The organism is Sandaracinus amylolyticus, assembly GCF_000737325.1.
Classification (GTDB): domain Bacteria; phylum Myxococcota_A; class Polyangia; order Polyangiales; family Sandaracinaceae; genus Sandaracinus; species Sandaracinus amylolyticus.
The window spans coordinates 3,243,869-3,266,630 of sequence record NZ_CP011125.1 but is presented as its reverse complement, the minus strand read 5'-3'; the positions used below and the strand labels follow the sequence as shown (position 1 = coordinate 3,266,630).

At 72.2% G+C, this 22,762-nt stretch carries 20 protein-coding genes; 7 read left to right on the top strand and 13 right to left on the bottom strand.

The features are described 5' to 3' along the window. Positions 1-4: 4 nt before the first annotated feature. The 3 genes from DB32_RS13725 (at position 5) to DB32_RS13715 (ending at position 3,969) form a co-directional block, all read left to right on the top strand. Complete coding sequence (locus DB32_RS13725; RefSeq protein ID WP_169791440.1) at positions 5-1,657, top strand: DUF1592 domain-containing protein; 1,653 nt, start codon at positions 5-7, stop codon at positions 1,655-1,657. After that, positions 1,654-3,102, top strand: coding sequence for a DUF1552 domain-containing protein (locus DB32_RS13720; protein ID WP_053232913.1), 1,449 nt, complete (start codon positions 1,654-1,656; stop codon positions 3,100-3,102). Before DB32_RS13725 ends, DB32_RS13720 begins: the two co-directional genes overlap by 4 nt. Positions 3,103-3,180: 78 nt before the next feature. Beyond that, positions 3,181-3,969: a DUF1517 domain-containing protein gene (locus DB32_RS13715; protein WP_053232912.1), complete on the top strand. Its 789-nt coding sequence runs from the start codon at positions 3,181-3,183 to the stop codon at positions 3,967-3,969. Positions 3,970-4,345: 376 nt separating this feature from the next. Here DB32_RS13715 and DB32_RS45245 read toward each other — a convergent pair whose 3' ends face one another. From DB32_RS45245 to DB32_RS13670, 9 genes are all read right to left on the bottom strand, one after another. After that, positions 4,346-5,182, bottom strand: a complete 837-nt coding sequence (locus DB32_RS45245) for an energy transducer TonB (RefSeq protein ID WP_053232911.1) — start codon at positions 5,180-5,182, stop codon at positions 4,346-4,348. 11 nt (positions 5,183-5,193) lie between these two features. After that, complete coding sequence (locus DB32_RS13705) at positions 5,194-5,631, bottom strand: ExbD/TolR family protein (RefSeq protein WP_053232910.1); 438 nt, start codon at positions 5,629-5,631, stop codon at positions 5,194-5,196. Positions 5,632-5,635: 4 nt separating this feature from the next. Continuing rightward, entirely contained in the window at positions 5,636-6,295 is a 660-nt protein-coding gene (locus DB32_RS13700) for a MotA/TolQ/ExbB proton channel family protein (RefSeq protein ID WP_053232909.1), read from the bottom strand. Between the two features lie 171 nt (positions 6,296-6,466). Continuing rightward, entirely contained in the window at positions 6,467-6,724 is a 258-nt protein-coding gene (locus tag DB32_RS13695; protein ID WP_053232908.1) for a hypothetical protein, read from the bottom strand. Positions 6,725-6,834: 110 nt separating this feature from the next. Then, entirely contained in the window at positions 6,835-7,674 is an 840-nt protein-coding gene (locus DB32_RS13690) for a sugar ABC transporter permease (RefSeq protein ID WP_053232907.1), read from the bottom strand. Further along, a complete protein-coding gene (locus tag DB32_RS13685; protein WP_053232906.1) occupies positions 7,671-9,911 on the bottom strand; it encodes an extracellular solute-binding protein in 2,241 nt (746 codons plus the stop codon). The genes DB32_RS13690 and DB32_RS13685 overlap by 4 nt, the downstream gene beginning before the upstream one ends. Beyond that, positions 9,908-10,987, bottom strand: a complete 1,080-nt coding sequence (locus DB32_RS13680; RefSeq protein ID WP_053232905.1) for an ABC transporter ATP-binding protein — start codon at positions 10,985-10,987, stop codon at positions 9,908-9,910. Before DB32_RS13680 ends, DB32_RS13685 begins: the two co-directional genes overlap by 4 nt. 109 nt (positions 10,988-11,096) lie before the next feature. Next, positions 11,097-11,315 (bottom strand): hypothetical protein, encoded by a 219-nt coding sequence (locus DB32_RS13675; RefSeq protein ID WP_053232904.1) that lies wholly within the window; start codon positions 11,313-11,315, stop codon positions 11,097-11,099. Positions 11,316-11,490: 175 nt separating this feature from the next. Then, positions 11,491-12,273, bottom strand: coding sequence for a histidine phosphatase family protein (locus tag DB32_RS13670; protein ID WP_169791439.1), 783 nt, complete (start codon positions 12,271-12,273; stop codon positions 11,491-11,493). A 107-nt stretch (positions 12,274-12,380) separates the two neighbouring features. Between DB32_RS13670 and DB32_RS13665 the strand changes: the two genes are divergently transcribed. Beyond that, positions 12,381-13,988: a mechanosensitive ion channel family protein gene (locus DB32_RS13665; RefSeq protein ID WP_053232902.1), complete on the top strand. Its 1,608-nt coding sequence runs from the start codon at positions 12,381-12,383 to the stop codon at positions 13,986-13,988. On the opposite strand, the gene DB32_RS13660 is transcribed toward DB32_RS13665, so the two are convergent. Genes DB32_RS13660 through DB32_RS13645 form a run of 4 tightly spaced genes read right to left on the bottom strand, consistent with a single transcriptional unit; the run spans position 13,989 to position 17,782 of the window. Then, positions 13,989-15,029 (bottom strand): sulfate/molybdate ABC transporter ATP-binding protein, encoded by a 1,041-nt coding sequence (locus DB32_RS13660; protein WP_053232901.1) that lies wholly within the window; start codon positions 15,027-15,029, stop codon positions 13,989-13,991. After that, positions 15,026-15,814 carry a sulfate ABC transporter permease subunit CysW gene (cysW, locus tag DB32_RS13655; RefSeq protein WP_420820941.1) on the bottom strand — a complete coding sequence of 263 codons (789 nt, stop codon included), beginning with the start codon at positions 15,812-15,814 and terminating at the stop codon, positions 15,026-15,028. Before cysW ends, DB32_RS13660 begins: the two co-directional genes overlap by 4 nt. A gap of 28 nt (positions 15,815-15,842) precedes the next feature. Continuing rightward, the gene (cysT, locus tag DB32_RS13650) at positions 15,843-16,730 is read right to left on the bottom strand and encodes a sulfate ABC transporter permease subunit CysT (RefSeq protein ID WP_240481197.1); all 888 of its coding nucleotides are present in this window, start codon (positions 16,728-16,730) and stop codon (positions 15,843-15,845) included. After that, positions 16,727-17,782 (bottom strand): sulfate ABC transporter substrate-binding protein, encoded by a 1,056-nt coding sequence (locus DB32_RS13645; RefSeq protein WP_053232899.1) that lies wholly within the window; start codon positions 17,780-17,782, stop codon positions 16,727-16,729. The genes cysT and DB32_RS13645 overlap by 4 nt, the downstream gene beginning before the upstream one ends. 130 nt (positions 17,783-17,912) lie before the next feature. Here DB32_RS13645 and DB32_RS13640 point away from each other — a divergent pair, with 130 nt between their 5' ends. The 3 genes from DB32_RS13640 (at position 17,913) to DB32_RS13630 (ending at position 22,703) form a co-directional block, all read left to right on the top strand. Beyond that, positions 17,913-19,604 carry a sigma-54 interaction domain-containing protein gene (locus DB32_RS13640; RefSeq protein ID WP_205627052.1) on the top strand — a complete coding sequence of 564 codons (1,692 nt, stop codon included), beginning with the start codon at positions 17,913-17,915 and terminating at the stop codon, positions 19,602-19,604. A gap of 64 nt (positions 19,605-19,668) precedes the next feature. Further along, complete coding sequence (locus tag DB32_RS13635; protein WP_053232897.1) at positions 19,669-21,039, top strand: DUF1552 domain-containing protein; 1,371 nt, start codon at positions 19,669-19,671, stop codon at positions 21,037-21,039. Next, complete coding sequence (locus tag DB32_RS13630) at positions 21,036-22,703, top strand: DUF1592 domain-containing protein (protein WP_053232896.1); 1,668 nt, start codon at positions 21,036-21,038, stop codon at positions 22,701-22,703. Before DB32_RS13635 ends, DB32_RS13630 begins: the two co-directional genes overlap by 4 nt. Positions 22,704-22,762 lie beyond the last annotated feature (59 nt).

Genomic DNA, 22,762 nt, shown 5'->3' with positions numbered 1-22,762 from the left:
TTGCGTGCGCCACGCTGTGCCCCTCGCCGTCATCCTCCTCCTCGCTGCGCTCTCGGGATGCGGCGACGATCTGCCCATCGCGCGACCGCTTCCGACCGGGCGCGCGACTCCCTCGCTGCCAGAGCCGCTGCGACGGCTCTCGCGCGTCGAGCACGAACGAACGCTGCGCGACTTGTTCCCCGGCACCGCGCTGCCGCTCCTCGAGCTCCCGCCCGACACCGAGCTCGATCGCCTGGAGAACGACGCGCGCTCGCTCGGGCCCTCGCAGCTCGGGATCGCGCGGTACGAGGAGTCCGCGCGGGCCGTGGCGAGCGCCGTGATGGCCGACGAGCGTGCGCGCGCGCGGGTCCTCTCGTGCGACGCGTGGTCGACGCCGAGCGAGCAGGAAGCGTGCGTCGATGCGTTCGTCGCCGGCTTCGCGATGCGCGCGCTGCGCAGGCCGCCGAGCGAGGACGAGGCGGAGCGCCTCCGCTCGCGCATCCGCGCGTGGACGACGCAGACCGACTTCCTCGGCGCGATCGAGCTCGCGGTGCAGATGCTCCTGCAGACGCCGAGCTTCCTCTATCGCACCGAGCCGAGCGTCGACGACGACGACGAGATCATCGCGGTCGACGGCTACGAGATGGCTTCTCGGCTCTCGTACGCGCTCTGGCAGTCGATGCCCGACGACGCGCTCTTCGAGGCCGCCGCGTCCGGCGCGCTGTCGAGCCGCGAGGGCGTCGAGCGCGAAGCCCGCCGGATGATCGCGGACGCGCGCGCCGGGGACACGATCGTCGACTTCCACCGGCAGTGGCTCGATCTCGATCGCATCCTCGAGCCCGAGCACGCAGTCCGCGCGGACGGCACGCGCAGCGACTGGGACGCGCGGACGCAGCGCGACGCGCACGCCGAAGCGCTGCGCTTCGTGCGCATCGCGCTCGTCGAAGGAGACGGCCGCCTCGCGTCGCTCCTCGAGAGCCCCGAGGCCGAGCTCAGCGGGCGCCTCGCGCGTCTCTACGACGTCGGGACCGACCCTTCGTGGGCCGACGACGAGTGGCGCCGCGTGACGCTGCCCGACGAGCGACGCGCCGGCATCCTCACGCGCGTCGCGGTGCTCGCGTCGCACGCGCACCCCGGCTACGCATCGCCGCCGCTGCGCGGCAGCTTCGTCCTCGAGACGCTCCTCTGCGCGCCGCGCACGAGCCCACCCGCCGACGTCGATCTCTCGCAGCCGCGACCGAGCGACGGCGAGGGCCCGCGCACCAACCGCGAGCTCTTCGCCCAGCGCACGAGCTCCGCGCTGTGCCAGGGCTGTCACGTGCGGCTCGACGGCATCGGCTTCGGTCTCGAGCACTACGACGCCGCCGGCGTGTGGCGCGACGTCGAGGTGGGCGTCGCGATCGACACCGCGGGCGCGCTCCACGGCACCGACGTCGACGGCCCCTTCGACGGCGCGCTCGAGCTCTCGAGGCGGCTCGCGACGAGCCGTGACGTCCACGCGTGTTACACGCGCCGCTGGCTGCAGTTCGTGCGCGGCAGGCCGGCGGACGCGAGCGAGCAATTCCTCCTCGCGGAGCTCGAGGAGCGGTTCGCGGAGAGCGGCGGCGACGTGCGAGCGCTGATGCTCGCGATCGTCACGCACCCGAGCTTCGCGCGACGCACGGCGGTGGGCGAATGACGACGATCCTCGATCGACGACGGTTCTTGCGCGCCATGGGCCTGTCGGCGCTCGCCTCCGCGGGCGCATCGACCGCGCTCGGACGATCGATCGTGCACGCCGGGGACGACGACGCGCCGCCGCGACGCGTCGTCTTCTTCTGCACGGGACACGCGCACGTGTGGAACGGCTGGCACGTCGCGCTCCCCGGGCTGCCGACCGATCGCACCGTGGAGCGCTCGCTCCTCGAGCTCTCGCGCGACGAGCTCAGCCCGGTGCTCCGGCCGTTCCACGCGATGCGCGATCGCGTGCTGCCGATCGAAGGGATCGCGCACACCTCGGTGCTCGGCGATCTCGCGGCGCTCGCCGGCCAGACCGGCATCGACGCGAACCATCACAACGTCGCGATGGCGCACCTGCTCACGGCGCAGATCGCGCAGCAGCGTGGGCCCGGCGCGATCTGCATCGGCGGCGGGCGCTCGATCGATCAGGAGATCGGCGCGCGCGTCTCGCAGCCGGGGCGCTTCGACGCGTGCGTCTGGGGCGCGAACCACTGGATGCCCTACTCGTTCCTCGGCGCGGGCCACGCCGCGCCGCGCGTCGACGATCCCGAGCGCGCGTACGCGGACCTGCTCGGGCTCTACGTCCCGCCCGCGAGCGACACGCCCGCGACGCGCGACGAGCGCATCCGCGCGCTGCGCGGGAGCGTGCTCGACGCGGTCGCGCGCGAGCACGAGTTCATGCGCACGCGCATGGGGCTCGAGGGCGCGCGCAAGCTCGAGCAGCACCGCGACATGGTGCGCGATCTCGAGCGCGCGCTCGGCATCGCGGTGCCGACGCGCTGCGATCCCGTCTTCGAGTCGACGGGCCACGTGATCGACCAGTACTCGCGCCTCGCGACCCTGGCGCTCTCGTGTGATCTCACGCGGGTCGTCACGATCGTCCCGCCGATCCTCGAGCCCACGGAATTCGGGTATCCCGCGAGCTCCGACGTGCACGGGCGCTTCGCGCACAGCTCGGTCGACGACGGCAGCGAGCCCTTCGATCCCGTGTCGGAGCGAGCGATGATCGACTACGGCATCTTCTATTCGCAGCGCTTCCTCGCGCTGCTGGAGATGCTCGACGCGGTGCCCGAGGGATCGGGGACGATGCTCGATCACACGACGGTCGTGTGGCTGACCGAGCTGGGCTCCCCGACGCACCAGCACGTCGACGCGTGCACGCTGATCGCGGGCGGCACCGACTTCTTCCGCACCGGCCGGTACGTGCGCTACGCGCGCGACGTCCGCGCCGCGATGGACTGGGCCGGGCGACCGCTCTCGCACGGCCCGGCGCTCTCGCAGCTCTTCGTGACGTTGCTGCGCAGCTTCGGCTGGGACGACGATCACTTCGGCATGCGCGAGGTGACGCGCGGCGACGGAAGCACGATCGACGTGCGCGGGACGCTCCGCGAGCTGCACGTCTGATCGCGTCCGCGCGAGGGCGCACGTCGCGCAGCAGGCGTATGACGGAGCGTGATCGCCGAGATGCTCCGGAGACGATCCATGTCGGGCGCGGGGTGGCTTCACGGGCTCGCGCTCGCGCTCGCCGTCCTCGCCGCGCTCGCGACGACGGCGAGCGCCCAGGCCTCGACCCGGCGGCCGCGCCCGTTCCCTCCCGAGCAGGCGGCCCACCTGCGCGCCGTCGCCCGCGAGAACGTCGTGCTCGTCCTCGCGACGGCCGCGGCGGGCGCGGTGCTCGCGGGCTGGGCGCTCTCCCGCCGACGGTCGCGCACGCGGCTCGCGTCGGACACACCGATCCGCATCGAGCAGTGGGACCTCGCGGTCGTCGAGGTCGCGCTCGCGCGCGAGCACGTCGCATCGCTCCGGCGCGAGCTCGACGAGATCCTCGCGTCGCGCCTCAACGCGCGCGACGTGCTGCCGGAGCTCGCGAACGCGCTCGCGCGCGCGCCCTGGTCGCACGTCGGGATGCGCCAGTACCCGCGGGTCGACGCGCCGATCGCGGAGCAGCGCCACCGCGCGGTGCAGACGGAGATCGCCGCGCGCGAGACGCTCGAGGTCCCGCCCGAGCCGGGGCGCGGCTACCGCGGGGAGCCCATGCGCGACGAGCCGGAGGAGCACGCGCTCGTCTCGCTGCTCGTGCTCACGCGCGCCGAGCTCCCGGAAGCGCTCGGAGCACCTCCGGACGCCGCACGGCGCACGCTCGAGTCGCTCGCGCGACGCCCGACGAGCGAGATCGTGCAGGTGGACGTCACGTGGTTCCCGCCGGGCGCGGGCGAGACGACGACCACCCGCGATCTCCTGGCCCGCGCCCCCCGCTTGGTCCCCGCCTGAGCGCTCGAGCCGCCCCGAATCTCCGAGATTCGCCCGCCGATTCCAGAATCGACCACCGAATCTCCGAGATTCGCCGGGTGGATTTCGAATCCAGGGATCGAATCTCCGAGATTCATCCGCCGATTTCAGAATCGCCGACCGAATCTCCGAGATTCGCCGGGTGGATTTCGAATCCAGGGGATCGAATCTCCGAGATTCGCCCGCCGATTTCAAAATCGATCACCGAATCTCCGAGATTCGCCCGCCGATTCCAGAATCGACCACCGAATCTCCGAGATTCGCCGGCCGGTCCCCGACCGAGACCCCGAACCTCCGACATTCGCCCCGGCGCCGCGCCCGCTCCCGAGAGCGACCCGGCCCCGGCCCCCGCCCCCGCTCAGAGCCCGACCGCGAACTCGCACTCGAAGCTGGCGTCGGTCGCGACCGCGGCGCCGTCCTGCGCGAGCGGCGGATCCCAGCGCAGCTGCTGCACCGTTCGACGGCACGCCTCGCCGAAGCCCTGCGACGGCGGCGTCTCGCTGCGCGTACGGAACCGCTGCACGCTGCCGTCCGGCATGATGCGGAACCCGATCACGACGCGCCCTTCGATGCCGAGCTGACGCGCGCGCGGCGGGTAGTTCCGCTGCAGCACCGCGTTCATGTCGCCCTGCGGGCTCGGGCGTCGCGACAGATCCGCGAGCGCGACGACGCGCGGTCCCTCGGGCGCCGCCGTGCCGCTGCCGCCGATCGCGCCGCCGCTGCCGCCCTCGCGACGACGACCGGTCACGACCGCGCCGGGCTGGCCGATCGGTCCGTCCATCGGCGCGCCGTTGCCCACCGGCATCGCGAAGGTCTCGCCGCCCTCGTTCGTCAGCGTCTCGCCGGTGAAGTCCGCGATCGCTTCCTCGACCGGCGGCGGCTCGGCGCTCGGCGGCTCCGGCTGCGGCTCGGGCGTGGACGGGCGCGGCTCGGTGCGCTCGACGCGACGCGGCTCAGGGCGCACCGCCTCCGGCTCGGGCGGCGGAGGCTCGGGCTCCTCGACGACCGGCTCGGGCTCCGGCTCGGGCGGGAGCGGCTCGTCGATCGCGACGATCTCGATCATCTGCGGCTCGTTCGGGATCAGCTCCCGGGCGAGCGGCAGCGCGATCAACACGAACGCGACGGCGACGTGCGCGCCGGTGCTGAGCACCAGCATGCCGAACACCCTCGCGAGCCCTGCCGCGCCGTCTCCCAAGCGGTCTCGACTTACTGCGCGAGGTCTTCGGGACGGACGTTGATCGCGTAGCGCGTCACGCCCTCACGACGAAGCGAGTCCAGCACGTACACGAAGCGCGAGTGCTGGATGCGCCCGTCGGCGGCGATCGTCGCGCGCGACTCCTGACGGTTCGGCAGGCTCGCGACGTACTCGCGGATCCGGCGCCGGAACACCTCGTCCGAGATCGGCTCCGCGTCGATGTGCAGCTGCCCCGTCTCGTTGATCGAGACCGTCAGCGTGCGCGGCTGCTGCGCCTCGGGATCGCCCGTCTCGGCCTGCGGCAGCTCCATCGGGATGCTGTGCGACACGATGTAGCTCGCGGTGACCATCAGGATGATCAGCAGCACGAGGACGACGTCGACGAGCGGCGTGACGTTGATCGAAGTGATCAGATCGTCGTCGCCACCACCACCGGTTCCACCGCCCATCGCGTCACTCCGCCGCGGCTTCCGCGACGCCGTTCTTGCGGCGCTCGGACTTGAGGAACGCCAGCACTTCCCTGCCCATCGCGTCGGCGCGCGTGAGGCGCGCCTTGATGATGCGCTGGAAGAGGTTGAAGAACGCGACCGCGGGCAGCGCGACGAGCAGACCGATCAGCGTCGCGACGAGCGCTTCGCCGACCTCCGCCATCAGGCCCGCGCTCACCTGTCCCTGGCTCTCGTTGAGCTCGTGGAACGCGCGGATGATGCCGATGACGGTGCCGGCCAGCCCGACGAAGGGCGCGTTGTTGCCGACGGTGCCGAGGAACGCGAGGTTGCGCTCCATGTTCAGGCGCGAGATGGACGTCTGGCCGTCCATGCGCTCTTCGGCGGTCTCCGCGCCGTCTTCGGCGGCGTCGAGCCCGGCGAGCGCGACCTGCGCCTCCACGCTGCGTGATTGCCGCATGCGGGTGCGCGCGGCGTCGACGTCGTTGGAGCGGAGCTTCGCGAGCAGGTCGCTCTTGAGCTTCGCGATGTCGTCGCGCGAGACGAAGAGGTAGTACGCGCGCTCGAGAATGATCGCCAAGCCCACGATCGACAGGAGCACGAGCAGCCACATGACCCACGTGGCCCCGAGCATCGCGAAGGCGGTGAGGCGTTCCTGGATGTCCATTCGGGCGAGATCCTGAGGTAAAAGGGCGCGAGAAGCGGCGGAACCCTACGAGAGGTGGATTGCAGACGCAACCAACATTGAGAATGCAATGTGGTTGCAGAACGCGTCTCTCGCCCAGCTATTCCCGAACGTCGTTCCGGGAACGCCCCGCACGACTCCGCAGATGGCGCCTCAGTCCTGCAGGTCGCCGCGCACCAGGCGCCAGACCTCGCTCACGGAGTCGATCTCGAGACGCACGCAGGCGACGCGGATCGCCGCGGCCGCGAGCGACGGATCGACCCCGAGCTGCGCCGGCAGCGCCTCGGGCGCGACGCCCGCGAGCGAGAGCGCGATCACGCGCCGCTCGATGTCGTTGAGCCCGACCCTCGCTGCGAGGTGCGCGACGACGCGCTCCGCCGCCGCTCCGTCTCCGTGCGTGCTCGCCCCCATGTCCATCAAGTGGCGAGCCGCGCGCGGACCGGCTCAGGAATCTCGTGTCGCGTCCGGCCATCGATCGGCCAGGTGGATGTCCGCGAACGGAGATCGCTCGAGCGGAGATCTCAGCCCTTCACGCCACCCGCGGTCAGGCCGCCGACGAGCTGGCGCTGGAGCGCGTAGAAGAGCGCCATCACCGGGATCGAGACGACGATCGCGCCGGCCGCGAAGTGACCGAAGTTGGAGTCGTACTCGCTCGCGTAGCCGTTCAGGAGGATCGGCAGCGTGTAGAGGTCCTGCGAGGTCAGGAACGTCGCGGCGAGGATGAACTCGTTCCACGCGGTCATGAACGCGAAGAGCGCGGTGACCGCGAGCGCGGGGCGCGCGGCGGGGAGCACGACGCGGAAGAACGCGCCGGCGCGCGTGGCTCCGTCGACCATCGCGGCTTCTTCGAGGTCGCGCGGGATCGCGTCGAACGCGCCGCGCAGCTGGAAGATCGCGAACGGCACCGCGCTCGTGGCGTAGACGAGGACGAGGCCGGTGCGCGTGTCGAGGAGGTTCGACGCGTCGAGCAGCAGGTAGAGCGGGATCGACGCGGCGACGCCGGGGAACATCTGCGTCGCGAGGAGCGTGCGCGTCGCGCCCCGCGCGCCGACGAACTCGAAGCGCGAGAGCGCGTACGCCGCGGGCGTCGCGATCGCGATCGCGACGAGCGCGGTCGCCGCGCTGACGACGACGCTGTTGAGCAGCTGGAGGCCGAAGAGCCAGCGCCCTTCGTGCACGCGCATGACGACCGCCTCGAAGTGCTCGAGCGAGGGCTCGGTCGGCCACGGCAGGATGCGCCCGCCGGTGGTCGCGCCGCTCGAGAGCGCCTGCGAGACGACCCACGTGACGGGATAGAGCGCGAAGAGCACCGCGATCCAGAGGACGAGGTGCACGAGGAGCTCGCGTCCGCGCGCCTTCATCGCGCGCCCTCCTTCGCGCTGCCCGAGCCCGGCAGCGCGCGCGTGCCGAAGTAGAGCAGCAAGAAGATCAAGACCGCGTACGCCGCGGCGTAGCCGTACTGGTGGCCGCGGGTGAACGCCCAGCGATAGGCCTCGCTCACGAGGATCTCGGTGGTGCCGTCGGGCTCGCCCGCGCTCACGAGGTACACGACGTTGAACATGTTGAACGTCCACACCGCGCCCATCGCGACCGCGGGCGCGAGCGAAGGACGCAAGAGCGGGAGCGTGACGAAGCGGAACTGCTGCCACTTCGTCGCGCCGTCGACCTCGGCCGCTTCGTAGAGGTCCTTCGGGATCGCGGTGAGCGCGCCGAGCGTGACGACCATCATGAACGGGAAGCCGAGCCACACGTTCGTCGTGACGTTCGCGGCGAACGCGGTGGACCAGCGCGCGAACCACGAGACGGGCTCGGCGCCGAGCGCCTCGAGCATCGCGTTCACCGCGCCGAACTGGCGATGGAACATGCCGCGCCACGCGAGCGCGGTGACGTAGCTCGGCACCGCCCACGGCAGCACGAGCAGCACGCGGTAGAGGCCCTTGAAGCGCAGCGTCGATCGGTTGAGCAGGAGCGCGAGCGCGACCCCGATCGCGACGTGGAGCGAGATGTTCGCCGCGGTCCAGAGCACGGTGACGACCAGCACCGCCCAGAACGATCCGTGGCCGAGCAGATCGCCGCCGCGCGCGGTGAGGATGTCGACGTAGTTCGCGAGCCCGACGTAGTGGAGGTCGCGACCGTGGCCCGCGAAGAAGCTCGTCCCGGCGCCGACGACGAGCGGGAGGATCACGAGGACGCCCACCGTGATCGCGGCGTGCGCGACCCACGCGTAGGCGGGCACGGAGCGGCGCAGCGCGACGCGGAACATCGGATCGCGCGCGCGGCGCACCATGCCGAAGACCATCGCGAGCAGCACGAGGCCGAAGGCGAGCAGGCCGGTCGACGGATCGCGGGGCGGGGGCGGCTCGCGCGTCTCGTCGTCGAAGCGGTGCTGGCCCTGGGCGAGCGCTTCGTCGATCGCGATCTCGCCGCGCAGCACGTTGCGGAGCGCGCGCTCGGCCGGGACGAACACGGCGCGCATGCTCGGATGCGTCGGCGTGATGCGCGCGTGCGACGCGGCCTGGCGGAACGCGACGAGGCGGGTGTCGCGCGCGACCTCGGGATCGCTCCACACGCTGCGGGTCGCGACCACGTGGCCGCCGTGGATCGCGCGGAGGCGCGCGGCGTCGGGCGTCGCGAGGAAGATCGCGAGCGCGCGCGCTGCGTCGAGGTCACGCGCGCCCTCGGCCACGAACGCGGCCTCGATCGTCGCGAACGCGCGCATCGGCTCGCCGTCCGCGCCGCGCACGATCGGCAGCGGGCGCACCGACCACTCGAGGTCGGTCGGGAGATCGCTCGCGAACCACGGGCCGCTGATCGCGGTCGCGGCGCGCCCGCTGCGGAACAGATCGCGCACGAGCTCGTACGAGGTCTCTTCCGGGATCGTGCGGGTGCGGAGCAGGCGCAGCAGGTGATCGAGCGCGCGCTCGGTGCGCGGTCCGACGAACGCGTAGGTGCCGTCGGGCTCGAGCAGACCGCCGCCGTACGCGTGGAGGAGCGACGCGAACTGGTACGCGTCGTCGGCGTCCCACGCGAGCGGGAACGAGCCGTCGGGGAGCGTGGCGCGCAGCGCTTCGAGGTCTTCGAGCGACTCGATCGTGCGATCGCCGAGCAGCGCGTCGTTGACGAAGAGCGCGGCGCTCTTGAGCTGCAGCGGGACGCCGTAGAGCGCGCTGTCGATGGTGAGCGCGTCGAGGTGCGCCTGCTCGAGCTCGTCGTCCATCTCGAGCCCCGCGCCGAGCGGCTGGACGAGGTGCGACGAAACGTATGAGCTCAAACGATCGTGCGCGTCGACGAACACGTCGGGGCCGCGCTGCACCGGGATCGCGGACTCGAGCTTCGAGGCGTACGCGCCGAACGGCACCGCGAGCATCTCGACGTGCGTGCCGCGATGGCTCTGCTCGAACGCGTCCACCGCCGCGCGGAGGCCGCGCTCCTCGCGCTCGCCGTAGGAGTGCCAGAGCGTCAGGGTGGTCGTCTGGCCACGCGCTGCGCTCGGCAGACACAGCGACACCCAGGTCAGCGTGACGCCCGCGAGGAGAGCGAGCACCGCCGTGAGCGCGGCCGACAGCACCGCGCGCGTCTGGGTCCTCCGGAAGCTCATGAGAGCGTTCGCTCGGAGTCCGGATCGAAGAGGTGGAGAGAGCCCTGCGCGATGTCGAGCGCGAGGGTGTCGCCGGGCCGCGCAGCGCGCGCGCGATCCCCTTCGAGGCGCGCGACGAACGGGTGCGCGCCGACCTTGCCGTGCGCGTACGCCTCGAAGCCCATCGCCTCGATCACCTCGACGCGCAGCAGGATGTCCGCGTGGCCGTTCGCGCTGGGCAGCACGTCGTGCGGGCGGATGCCGGCGAGCACGCTCTTGCTCGCGATGCGATCGTTCTGCGGCAGCTGCGCGTCGAGACCGTCGGCGCGGATGCGCCCGTCGACGATCTCGCCGGGCACGAAGTTCATCGCGGGCGAGCCGAGGAACGACGCGACGAAGCGGGAGCGCGGCTTCTCGTAGACCTCGAGCGGCGCGCCGATCTGCTCGACGTGGCCCGACTTCAGCACGACGAGGCGATCGGCGAGCGTCATCGCTTCGACCTGGTCGTGCGTGACGTAGATCATCGTCGCGCCCTGCCCTTGCTCCTTGAGGCGAGCGTGCAGGCGCTTGATCTCGACGCGCACGTCGGCGCGCAGCGCGGCGTCGAGGTTCGAGAGCGGCTCGTCGAAGAGGAACACCGAGGGACGGCGCGCGATCGCGCGGCCCATCGCGACGCGCTGGCGCTGGCCGCCGCTCATCTGACGCGGGTAGCGATCGAGGAGCTTCTCGAGGCCGAGCATCTGCGCGACCTCGTCGACGCGCTCGGCGATGGTCTTCGCGTCGGTGCCGCGCAGCTTGAGACCGAAGCCGAGGTTCTCGCGGACCGTGAGGTGCGGATAGAGCGCGTAGCTCTGGAACACCATCGCGACGTCGCGGTCGCGTGGCGGGAGCTGCGTCACGTCGCGATCGCCGATCTTCAGCGTGCCGCCGTCGGGGATCTCGAGGCCGGCGATGGTGCGGAGCAGCGTGCTCTTTCCGCAGCCGCTCGGGCCGACGAGCACGACGAGCTCTCCGTCGCCGACCTCGAGGTCGACTCCGCGCAGGATCGGGTTTCCCCCCAGATCCTTCTTGATTCCGCGCAGGCTCAGCGACGACACGGGGCGGCAGGATGCCGGAGCCTGCGTGACGTTTCCAGAGGGTTTCTCTCTCGTCGCGGAAGTCCGCGCAATCGCACGCGGACGCTGGCCCGGGAGAGCGTGTGGCCCGTCAGCCCTCGGTGTCGCGGACGAGCTGCGCGCGGCAGGCGCGTGCGGCCGCGAGCATCGTGGCGAGCACTGGGTCGGTCGACGCCTGCGCTTCGAGCGCGACGAGGTCGTGATCGAGACGCCGGAGCTCGGCCGAAGCGAGCGTCGAGCGCGTGCGGCGGGGCGTGCGGTGGGTGGTCTCGCGGTGCATGAGCGACACGAAGAGCAGCGCACGTGCCACGCGCCGAGGTGCGAGATCCGGCGGAAATTCGGCCGTCCGGCCACGCGCCTGGCCGGCTGCTGCAGCCGAGGTTTCCAGCGCGGGACGAGGACGTGTCGACGCAGCGCGCGTCTCGCGGATCGCGGGCTCGGAGCACGCGCGGCTCCGCGCCCGGAGCGCGCGGAGCGCCGCGCGATCACCCGAACGCGGGCGTGGCGAAGCTGCGCAGCACGGGATGCGCGGTGCCTCGCACGAGGCGCGTGATCGAGCCGGGGCGCGGCGGGTGGAGGTGGACGCGCTGCGCGTCGCCGATGCCGAGCCGCGTCGCGACGCGACGAACGATGTCGTCGGGCGCGCCCTCGAGGATCTCGTCGTCGTGCGGGGTGTCGCTCGCGTCGAGGTGCGCGCCGCAGTTGTAGGAGACGATGCGAACGCGGCGCTCGGGGTCGACGCGCAGGTGCGTGATCGACGTGTTCGTCGCGCCGATCAGCGGTCGTCCGCGCAGGCCGAGCAGGCGCATCACGATCGAGCGGATCACGCCGCCGTGGGTCACGACGATCACGCGCTCGCCGTCGCGGCCGCTCGCGATCACCGCGTCGAGCGCGCGGTGCACGCGCGCGTCGAACGTGACCATCGACTCGGCGCCGCCGATCGGCATGTCGGTGCCCATCGCCATCGCCTGCACCTCGTCGGGGAAGCGCTCGCGCACCTCGCTGTGGAGGAGGCCGCCCCACGCGCCGAGATCGAATTCGCGCCACGCCGGGTCGTGCACGAAGTCCGCGCCGATCGCGGCGGCGGTGTCGCGCGTGCGCATGAGATCGGACGCGATGCGTCGATCGAAGTGGGCGTTCGCGAGGCGTGCTCCGAGCTTCGCGGCCTCGGCGCGGCCCTGCTCGGAGAGCGGGACGTCGGTCTGGCCCTGCCAGCGACCTTCTGCGTTCCAGATCGATTCGGCGTGACGAACGAGGACGATCTCCACGCGCCGCAGCATGGTGCGGGTGCCCGCTCGCGTCGACGTCGCGCGTTGCCACGCGGCAGAGCACCTCGCTCCGAGAATTGGCACCGTGCCTGCGTGTCGCGCGCGGCATGCGCTCGCGCTTCCGCGCGCTCGCCTCGTGGGCCTCGTTCGTCGCGCTCGTCGCGATCGCGGGGAGCGTGCGCGCGCAGGGCGAGCCTGCGCCGACGACCGGCCTACCGCCGCCCGACGAGCCGCTCGATCTCTCGACACCGCGCCGCGCGCTCCGCTACTTCGACGGCGCGGTCGCCGACGGAGAGTGGATCGACGCCGCGCGCGTGCTCGACCTGCGCGACGTGCCGCCGGAGCGCGCGGTCCCGCGCGGAGAAGGCGCAGCGCGCGCGATCGACGCGGTGCTGACCGATCGCGGCGTGACGCCCGAGTCGCTCCCCGACGAGGCCGAGCCCGGCGGATCCCACGTCGTCGGCGTGGCGTGGATCCCCGGTGTCGAGCCCGGCGTGGTGATGCGGCGCCTCTTGCGCGACGGACGGCCCGTCTGGGTGTTCTCGCGCACCACCGTGCGGGTCGCGCCCGATCTCGCGGCGCGCATCGATCGCGGACCGATCGGGAATCGCCTCGGGCCCGCGCTGCGCGAGCCGCGCTTCGCCGAGCTCGAGCCGTGGCAGTGGATCGGCAGCGCGCTCGCGCTCGTGATCGCGGCGGTGCTCGCGACCGCGACCGGGCGCGCGCTGGTCTGGCTCGTCTGGCGATCGCTGCGCCGCGAGGAGCGCGCGAAGCTGGGACGCGCCGTGAAGCGAGTGCGTCCGCCGGCGAGGCTCGCGCTGACGCTCGCGTACCTCGGGCTGCTCGCGATCCTGCTGCGCTACCCGCCCAGCATCGTCGCCGTGCTCGCGGACGCGTATCGCGCGGCGTGGATCGTCGCGGTCGGATGGCTCGTGGTGCGCGGCATCGACTTCGCGGCGCAGGCGGCGTCGGAGCGCGCCGCCGCGCGGCAGGGCTGGCGCGCGCGCATGGTGCGGACGCGCGTGATCCTCTTGCGGCGCGCGCTCAACGTCGTCGCGACCGTCGTGTTCGCGTCCGTGCTGCTGCTGCAGTTCCCGCCGGTGCGCGAGGTCGGCGTGTCGCTGCTCGCGTCGGCCGGCGTCGCGGGCGTCGTCGTCGGCATCGCGGCGCAGCGCACGCTCGGGAACCTGCTCGCGGGGATCCAGCTCTCGTTCACGCAGCCGCTGCGCGTCGGCGATCAAGTGGTGATCGAGAACGAGTTCGGCACCGTCGAGGAGGTGAACCTCAGCTACGTCGTGGTGCGGGTGTGGGATCAGCGATGTCTGATCGTGCCGATGGCGCGCCTGCTCGAGCTGCCCTTCCAGAACTGGACGCGCGCCGCCGACGATCTCATCGGCGACGTCTTCTTCTACGTCGACTTCGCGACGCCGATCGAGCGGCTGCGCCCCGAGATCGAGCGCTTCGTGCGCGCGCATCCGCTCTGGGACCGTCGCGTGCTCGGGGTGCAGGTCGTCGAAGCGACCGAGCGCGCGGCGAAGGTGCGCGTGCTCGTGAGCGCGCGCGACGCGGGCTCGACGTGGGATCTGCGCTGCGCGACGCGCGAGTTCGTGCTCGGGCTGCTGCAGCGGCTCGAGGGCGGACGCTATCTGCCGCGGATGCGCCTCGACGACGTCGAGCGACCGAGCGAGGGCTCGGGCGCGCGACGCCTCTCGTGATCAGGGCGCCGGATAGACACGCTGGACGCGCGCGTCGATGCGCACGCGGCTCCCGCGCTCGGCGGCGCGCGGCGCGTGACGCGGGACGTGCGCGCGCACCGTGGGCCCGCCGTCGATCGTCGCCTCGAGCTGGATGCGCTCGCCGAGATCCGCGATGCGCGAGATCGTCGCGTGCGCGTCGCCGTCGTCGGCCGGCGCGACGTCGAGATCGCCCGCGCGCACCGCGATGCGCACGCGCTCGCCGGTGCGCGCGCCGACCACCGGAAGGCGCAGCGCGCCGATCGCGATCGCGCCGTTCTCGACGACGCCCTCGAGCACGTTCACGTCGCCGAGGAACGACGCGACGAACGCCGTCGCGGGCGCGTCGTAGAGCGCGGTGGGCGAGCCCTCCTGCTCCACGCGCCCTTCGTTCATCAGCACCACGCGATCGGCGATCTCCAGCGCCTCTTCCTGATCGTGGGTGACGAGCACCGTCGTGACGTGCAGCTCGTCGTGGAGCGTGCGCAGCCACGCGCGCAGCTGGCGTCGCACCTTCGCGTCGAGCGCGCCGAAGGGCTCGTCGAGCAGCAGCACCTGGGGCTCGACCGCGAGCGCGCGCGCCAGCGCGACCCGCTGCCGCTGACCGCCCGAGAGCTGCGACGGATGCCGCTGCGCCATTCCCTCGAGCTGCACGAGCGAGAGCAGCTCGTGCACGCGCGCGCGGATCGTCTCTTCGCTCGGTCGCTCCTTGCGCGGCTTCACGCGCAGCCCGAACGCGACGTTCTCGAACACCGTCATCTCGCGGAAGAGCGCGTAGTGCTGGAACACGAAGCCCACGCCGCGCTCCGCGACGCCCGATGCCGACACGTCGCGCCCCGAGAAGAGCACGCGCCCCGCGTCGGGCGCCTCGAGCCCCGCCATCACGCGCAGCAGCGTGGTCTTGCCCGAGCCCGAGGGACCGAGCAGCGCCACGAGCCCGCCCCGCTCGATGCGCACGGTCACGTCGCGCAGCGCGTGGTGCGCGCGATATCGCTTGGTCACGCCGATCGCTTCGATGCTCATGCGAGCGCTCCTCGGTTCTTCGCGCGCTGCTCGAGCAGCGCCTTCAACGTCAGCGTCACGAGGCCCGACAGCGCGAGCAGCGACGCGACCGCGAACGCCGCGACGAAGTCGTACTCGCCGTAGAGCACCTCGACGTGCAGCGGCAGCGTGTTGGTCTCGCCGCGGATGTGACCGCTCACGACGCTCACCGCGCCGAACTCGCCGGCGGCACGCGCCGCGCAGAGCACACATCCGTAGAGCACGCCCCACTTGATGCGCGGCAGCGTCACGCGCGTGAGGATCGACCAGCCGCCCGCGCCGAGGCTCGCGGCGGCCTCTTCTTCTTCGCGGCCCTGCGCCTCGAGCAGCGGCACGAGCTCGCGGGTCACGAAGGGCAACGTCACGAACAGCGTCGCGAGGATCACACCGGGCACCGCGTACACGATGCGGATGTCGTGATCGGCGAGCATCGGCCCGAAGATCCCGCGCGCGCCGAAGAGCAGCACGAAGAGCAGGCCCGACACGACGGGCGACACCGCGAACGGCAGGTCGACGATCGTCAGCAGCGCGCCCTTGCCCGGGAAGTCGTAGCGCGTGATCGCCCACGCCGAGGCGATGCCGAACGCCGCGTGGAACGGCACGACGACCGCGACCACGAGCGCGGTGAGCTCCAGCGCGTGCAGCGTGTCGGCGTCGGAGATCGCGGCGGCCCAGCGCGCGGGACCTTCGGCGAACGCCTCGACGAACACCACCACGAGCGGCAGCACCAGCAGCACGATCATCGCGACGAGCGAGATCGCGACGATCGCCCACGCCGCGCGCCCGCGCGGCCGCTCACGCGCCCTGTGCGCCACGATCCACCAGCCTTCGTTGCGCGGCGTTCACCGCGAAGAGCAGCCCCGCCGACGCGACCAGCATCGCGAGCGCGACGACCGCGGCGCTCGCGTAGTCGTAGCTCTCGAGGTGCGAGAGGATCCGCAGCGGCGCGATCTCGGTGCGCATCGGCATGTTGCCCGCGATGAACACGACCGAGCCGTACTCGCCGAGCGCGCGTGCGAACGCGAGCGTGGTGCCCGCGACGATCGACGGCATCAGCGAGGGCAGGATGACGCGCAGGAACGTCTGGGCGCGCGACGCGCCGAGCGACGACGCGGCCTCTTCGATCTCGGCGGGCAGATCCTCGATCACCGGCTGCACCGTGCGCACCACGAACGGCAGCCCGGTGAAGAGCAGCGCGATCGCGATGCCCACGCGGTTGAACGCGAGCTCGATCCCGAGCGGCGCGAAGAGCGCGCCGATCCATCCGCTCGGCGCGCACAGCGCGGTGAGCGCGATGCCCGACACCGCGGTCGGCAGCGCGAACGGCACGTCGACGATCGCGTCGAGCAGCCTTCGACCGGGCAGGTCGTAGCGCGCGAGCGTCCATGCGATCGCGACGCCGAGCGGCGCCGCGACGAGCGCGGCGACGGCCGACGCGCCCACGCTGAGCCCGACCGCTGCGAGCGTGCGCGCGTCGGTGAGCGCGCGGACGATCGTGTCCCACGGCGCGCGCGCGACCGCGAGCACGAGCGCGCCGAGCGGCACGAGCACGAGCACCACGAGCACGGTGCCGGTGATCGCGAGCGACGGCGCGAAGCCCGGGATCGATCGCGGAGGGCGTGCCGCGCGCGGAGCGACGGTCGGCGTCGCCTCCGCCTCGGCGGCGACGGGCGTGGTGGTCACGTTCCGCCCTGCCCCGGCTGGTAGATTCGATCGAAGAGCGCGCCCTCCGCGAAGTGCGTCGCGTGCGCGCGCTCCCATCCGCCGAACACCTCTTCGACGGTGAAGAGCGTCATCGTGGGGAACGACTGCGCGTACCGCGCCGCGACGTCGGCGTCGCGCGGTCGGTAGTGCTGGCGCGCCGCGATCTCCTGCGCCTCGGTCGACCAGAGGTGCCGGAGGTACGCCTCCGCGACCTCGCGCGTGTGGTGGCGCTCGACGTTGCGATCGATCCACGCGGCCGGCGGCTCGGCGAGGATGCTCTCGCTCGGGATCACGATCTCGAGCCCCGCGTCGGGGCTCTCCGCGAGCAAGAGGTGCGCTTCGTTCTCCCACGTGAGCAAGACGTCGCCGATGCCGTTGCGCGCGAACGTCGTCGAGCTGCCGCGCGCGCCCGAGTCGAGCACCGGCACGCGCTGATAGAGCGCGCGCACCATCTCGGTGCCCGCCTCGTCGCCGGTGCGTCCGTCGTATCCGTGGCGCAGCGCGTATCCGTACGCGCCGAGGTAGACGTAGCGCGCGCCGCCCGACGTCTTCGGGCTCGGCGCGATCACCTGCGTCTCGCCGCGCACGAGATCGTTCCAGTCGCGGATCCCGCGCGGGTTGCCCCGCCGTACGACGAACACGATCGTCGAGTAGAAGGGCGAGCTGTGATCGGGGAGGCGCGCGGCCCACTGCGGGTCGAGCAGGTGCTGTCCCTCGCGCGCGATCGCGTCGACGTCGAAGGGCAGCGCGAGGCTCACCACGTCCGCGTCGAGCCCGTCGATCACCGCGCGCGCCTGACGGCCCGAGCCTCCGTGCGACATGCGGATCTCGACGCGCTGTCCGCCGTGATCGCGCGCCCACGCGCTCGCGAAGGTCGGGTTTATCTCGGCGTAGAGCTCGCGCGTCGGATCGTTCGAGACGTGGAGCAGCGTGAGAGTCCCCTGCCCGTCGCTCGCGCCGCCGCCGGAACAAGCGGAGAGCGTGATCAGCAGCGCGGAGGAGAGGAGCAGTGGAAGAGCGCGGGCTCGCATCGCGCGGCGCCCTTCGCCAGAGGTATGCCAGCGCGAGAGCCCCGCGGTTTTCACGGGCTGCTCGGCCGCGCCCGTGACCCATCACGGGAGATCCTGGCCTTCCGTGCCAGAGCACGGGAGAATCCGTGAGATGTCACGGATTCCCCCGCGCCGGTCACGGGCCGAAGTCCACGACCGTAGAGGCACCAAGGGTCTCGACACGGGCACGCCTCGTGCTGAGCGCGCCAAGCCCACGATGATGCTCGAGCTCGAGATCTGGCGCGAGGCGTGTCGTCACCTCGACATCCACGACTCGCTCTCGCGCATGTTGCCGGTGCTCGCGAGGCACCTCCCGATCGACGCGATCACCCTGCGCAGGCTCGACGTGCCGCGCGCGCGCCTCGAGACGGTCGCGCAGGTCGGCCGCACGGTCGACGTGACGCAGGCGCCGTTCGAGTTGCCGTCGCCGCAGATGGCGCGCGTGCTCGCGCTGTTCGAGCGACGCACCGCGCATGCGACGCAGCTCGACGGTGACGATCCCCTCTTCGGCGCGACGCCGGGCGAGGATCGAGCGCGCGTCGCGAGCGACGTGATCGTCGCGCCGCTCGCCGACGACGACGGCCCCGCCGGCGTGCTCGCGCTGATCGCGCGCGATGGCGCGAAGGTGAGCGCGGACCACGCGAAGCTCGTGAGCACGATCGTCGAGCCGCTCGTCGTGGCGCTCGCGAACGATCGCCGCGTGCACGAGCTCGCGCAGCTCCGCGAGGCGGCGCTCGCCGAGAACCGCGCGCTGCTCACGCGGCTCAATCGCCAGAGCATCGTCGAGTCGATCATCGGCGAGCGCGGCGGCTTGCGCACGCTGATGGAGCGCGTCGAGCAGGTCGCGAACGCCGACGTGCCGGTGCTGCTGCTCGGCGAGACCGGCTCGGGCAAAGAAGTGATCGCGCGCGCGCTCCACGAGCGATCGCGGCGGCGCGAAGGGCCGATGGTGCGCGTGAACTGCGGCGCGATCCCGAGCGAGCTGATCGACAGCGAGCTCTTCGGGCACGAGCGCGGCTCGTTCACCGGCGCGGTGGGCACGCGCAAGGGCTGGTTCGAGCGCGCCGACGGCGGGACGCTCCTGCTCGACGAGGTCGGCGAGCTGCCCGCGGCGGCGCAGGTGCGCCTCTTGAGGATCCTGCAGGAGGGCACGCTCGAGCGCGTCGGCGGTCAGCGCACGCTTCACGTCGACGTTCGCATCGTCGCGGCGACGCATCGCGATCTGCATCAGATGGTGCAAGCGGGTCAGTTCCGCGAGGACCTCTGGTATCGACTCTCGGTGTTCCCGCTGCGCCTGCCACCGGTGCGCGAGCGGCTCGAAGATCTCCCCGAGCTCGCGTCGCACTTCGCGGCGCGCGCGGGCGCGCGGCTCGGCGCAGGACCGCTCACGCCGACGCGCGAGGATCTGCACCTGCTGCTCGCGTACTCGTGGCCGGGCAACGTGCGCGAGCTCGCGGCGGTCATCGAGCGCGCGGCGATCCTCGGGCACGGCAGGAAGCTCGAGGTCGCGGCGGCGCTCGGCCTCGGCGGGCCGCTGCCGACGCCGTCGCGCCTCCCCGCGAGCACGCCGCGCGCGGAGACGAACGGGCACGGAACGACGCTGCCCGCGATCGACGCGAGGTCGCAGAAGCTCGACGACGTGGTCGTCGCGCACATCGAGCGTGTGCTCGCGTCGACGCGCGGTCGCATCGAGGGCCCGAAGGGCGCGGCCGCGCTGCTCGGCATCAACCCGCACACGCTGCGCGCGCGCATGAGGAAGCTGCGGCTCGACTGGAGCCGGTTCCGCGGCGCCGACGCCGACTGATCGCGCTGCGTGACCCGATCGGCGCGCGTCGCGCCACTGGCGCTCCTGGGACCCCAGGAGGACCATGTCGCCTCGCGATCGATCGACGAACGGCCCGGCAGAGCGACGGCTGCGACGTCGCGTGTTCCTCACCGCGCTCGGGCTCGGTCTCGCCGCGCCGTTCGCGACGCGCCTCGCGCGGCTCGTGAGCGCGCAGGCGGAGCGACCGAAGCGGCTCTTCGTCTTCTACGTGCCGCACGGCGCGCCGCCCGAGCACATGAACCCCGTCGGGTCGGGCGCGAGCTTCTCGCTCGAGGGCAGCGGGGTCGGCGTGTTCGGCCCGCTCGAGCGATGGAAGCACCTGACGACGGTGCTGCGCGGGCTCGAGATCAAGGATCACTCGAACCACGCGGCGATCCGCGCAGTGCTCACCGACGGCGGCGACGTGTCGATCGACTTCGCGATCGCGCGCGCGCTCGAGACGCGGCCGCTCGTGCTCGGCGCGCTGCCGCATCGCGCGGGTGGGCTCGACGCGGATTCGTTCCTGGTGCGCGACGGCGAGTGGGTGCGGCCGATCTCGAACCCGGTGCGCGCCTACGACGAGACGTTCGCGGGCATCGGCGGCGGCACCGGGCCCGATCCGGTCTCCGACGAGGTCGCGTTCCGCAACGCCGCGCTCGAGCTCACCGAGGGCGAGCTCGACACGCTGTCGCGCTCGCTCCGTGGGCTCACGCGCGAAGAGGACAAGCTCGCGCGGCACCTCGCGGCGGTGCGCACGCTGCGCGCGGAGATCGAGATGCCGCCGCCGGGCGGTGGCGGGACGTGCACGACGCGTCCGGCGATCGCGCGCGTGGACGCGCTGCGGGGGAACGACGACGCGTTCTTCCTCCGCGACGAGAACTTCGGCGCGATCGCGCAGGCACAGGTCGAGATCGCGGCGAACGCGCTGCTCTGCGGCGTGACGCGCGTCGCGACGATCCAGAACATGTACGTGAACGCCAACGTGCCCTTCGGGCACATCGGCATTCCCGAGGGGCACCACGAGCCGATCTCGCACTCGCTCAACGGACCGGGGCGCGAGAAGTTCGCGCGGTGTCAGCGCTGGATGTACGAGCAGGTCGCGCGCGTCGCGGAGATCCTCGACGTGCCCGATCCCGAAGATCCGTCGCACACCGCGCTCGAGAACTCGGTGCTGCTCGTGACGAGCGAGATCGCGGACGGCAACGGGCACCTCTCGCGCAAGGCCGAGGTGTGGGTCGAAGGTCGCGCGCACCAGCAGTTCGTCCCGACGGTCGTGATCGGCGGCGGCGGCGGCGCGCTGCGCGGTGGTCAGGTGATCGACTTCGAGAACCGCGCGCACGGTGACGCGCTGCTCACGATCGCGCAGGCGATGGGCGCGCCGATGACGAGCTTCGGCATGAACGGGCGCTCGCCCATCGCGGAGATGCGGGCATGACGCGCGTGCTGCTCATCGCGCTGTGTGGCGCGCTCGCGGGATGTCTCGGCCAGATCGGCGGTCCTGCGGCAGGGCCCGACGGTGTGCCGACCGATCGTCCACCGACCGACGAGCCCGATCCCCCGGTGGTCCCGCCGGTCGATCCCACCGCGCGCTGCGAGACCTCGGAGGTCGGACCGCCGCTGCTGCGTCGGCTCACTCGCGGCGAGATCGATCGCACGCTGCGCACGGTGTTTCCCGAGATCGCGGGCGAGTGGAGCGGAGTGCGCCTCGGGCCCGATCTCAATCAGACGGGGTTCACCAACAACGCCACCGCGCTCGTCGTGGGCAATCAGACTGCGCGCGATCTGCTCGAGACCGCGGAAGACGTCGCGACGCTGATGACGCGCCCCGCGACGCTGAGCGCGACCCTCCCGTGTGCGTCGAGCGGGGACGCGGGGTGCGCAGGTCAGCTGGTGGATCGATATGGAGCGCGCTTGTTCCGTCGCCCCCTGACGAGCGACGAGCGGAGCCGATATGTCGCGCTGCATCAGCGCGTGTCGGGCGAGTCCGACTTCGCCACCGGCGCGAAGTGGACGCTCGTCGCGATGATCCAGTCGCCGCACGCGGTGTATCGCTCGGAGATCGGCGGCGGCGCGGGCTTCGCCGCGGGCGACACCCGCGAGCTCGATGCGTACGAGCTCGCGAGCCAGCTCAGCTACACGTTCGGCGGCAGCCCGCCCGACGACGCACTGCTCGCGATGGCGCGGAGCGGAGGTCTCGTCGATCCCGCGGTGCGCATCGCCGAGGCGCGACGACTGCTCGAGACGCCCGGCGGTCACGCGGTCGTGCAGCAGTTCTTCCGCGAGCACTTCCGCTACGAGAACGTCGCGTCGCAGACCAAGGAGCACGTCGGCGAGGCGTTCGCGCAGGTGCGCGGCGCGATGGTCGACGAGACGAGCCGGTTCGTCGACGAGGTGCTCTACGAGCGCGACGGCGATCTCACGGAGCTGCTCACGGCCGACTACACGATCGCCGATCCGCCGCTCGCCGCGTTCTATGGCTTCGCCGCGCCCGCGGGCGCGACACCGTCGCTGATCACGCGCCCCGAAGGGCGCGGCATCGGGCTGCTCGCGCAGGGCTCGATCCTCGCGGGCACGTCGAACGTCACGCACAGCTCGCCGACGAACCGCGGCCTCCTCGTGTTCGAGCGGTTGCTCTGCCAGGTGCGACGCCCGCCGCCGCCCGGCGTGTCGACGCAGCTCGAGCCCGCCGAGGGGCGCACCACGCGCGAGCGCATCGAGACCGTGCACACGCGCGACGCCTTCTGCGCGTCGTGTCACTCGCAGTTCGATCCGATCGGCTTCGGCTTCGAGCACTACGACGAGGCGGGCCGATATCGCGAGCTCGAGGCGGGCATCGCCGTCGACGCGTCGGGCTCGATCCCGCAGACCGGCGCGATGTTCGTGGGGCAGGAAGAGCTCGCGCGCGCGCTCGCCGCGTCGGAGGACGTCGCCGTGTGCGTGTCGGGCCAGATGACGCTCTACGCGTACGGCGGCGGAGGACAGGTGGAGTGCCTCGGCGAAGGCGCGCGACAGGCGCTGCTCGACGGCGAGGTGGGCATCCTCGAGTTCCTCGCCGCGCTCGCAGCGGAGCCGCACTTCACGTCTCGCCGCGTCCGCTGATGGAGCGAGCCGTGCCCGCTCACGGGCCGTGACCGGGCACGGCACATCGATCGCGACTC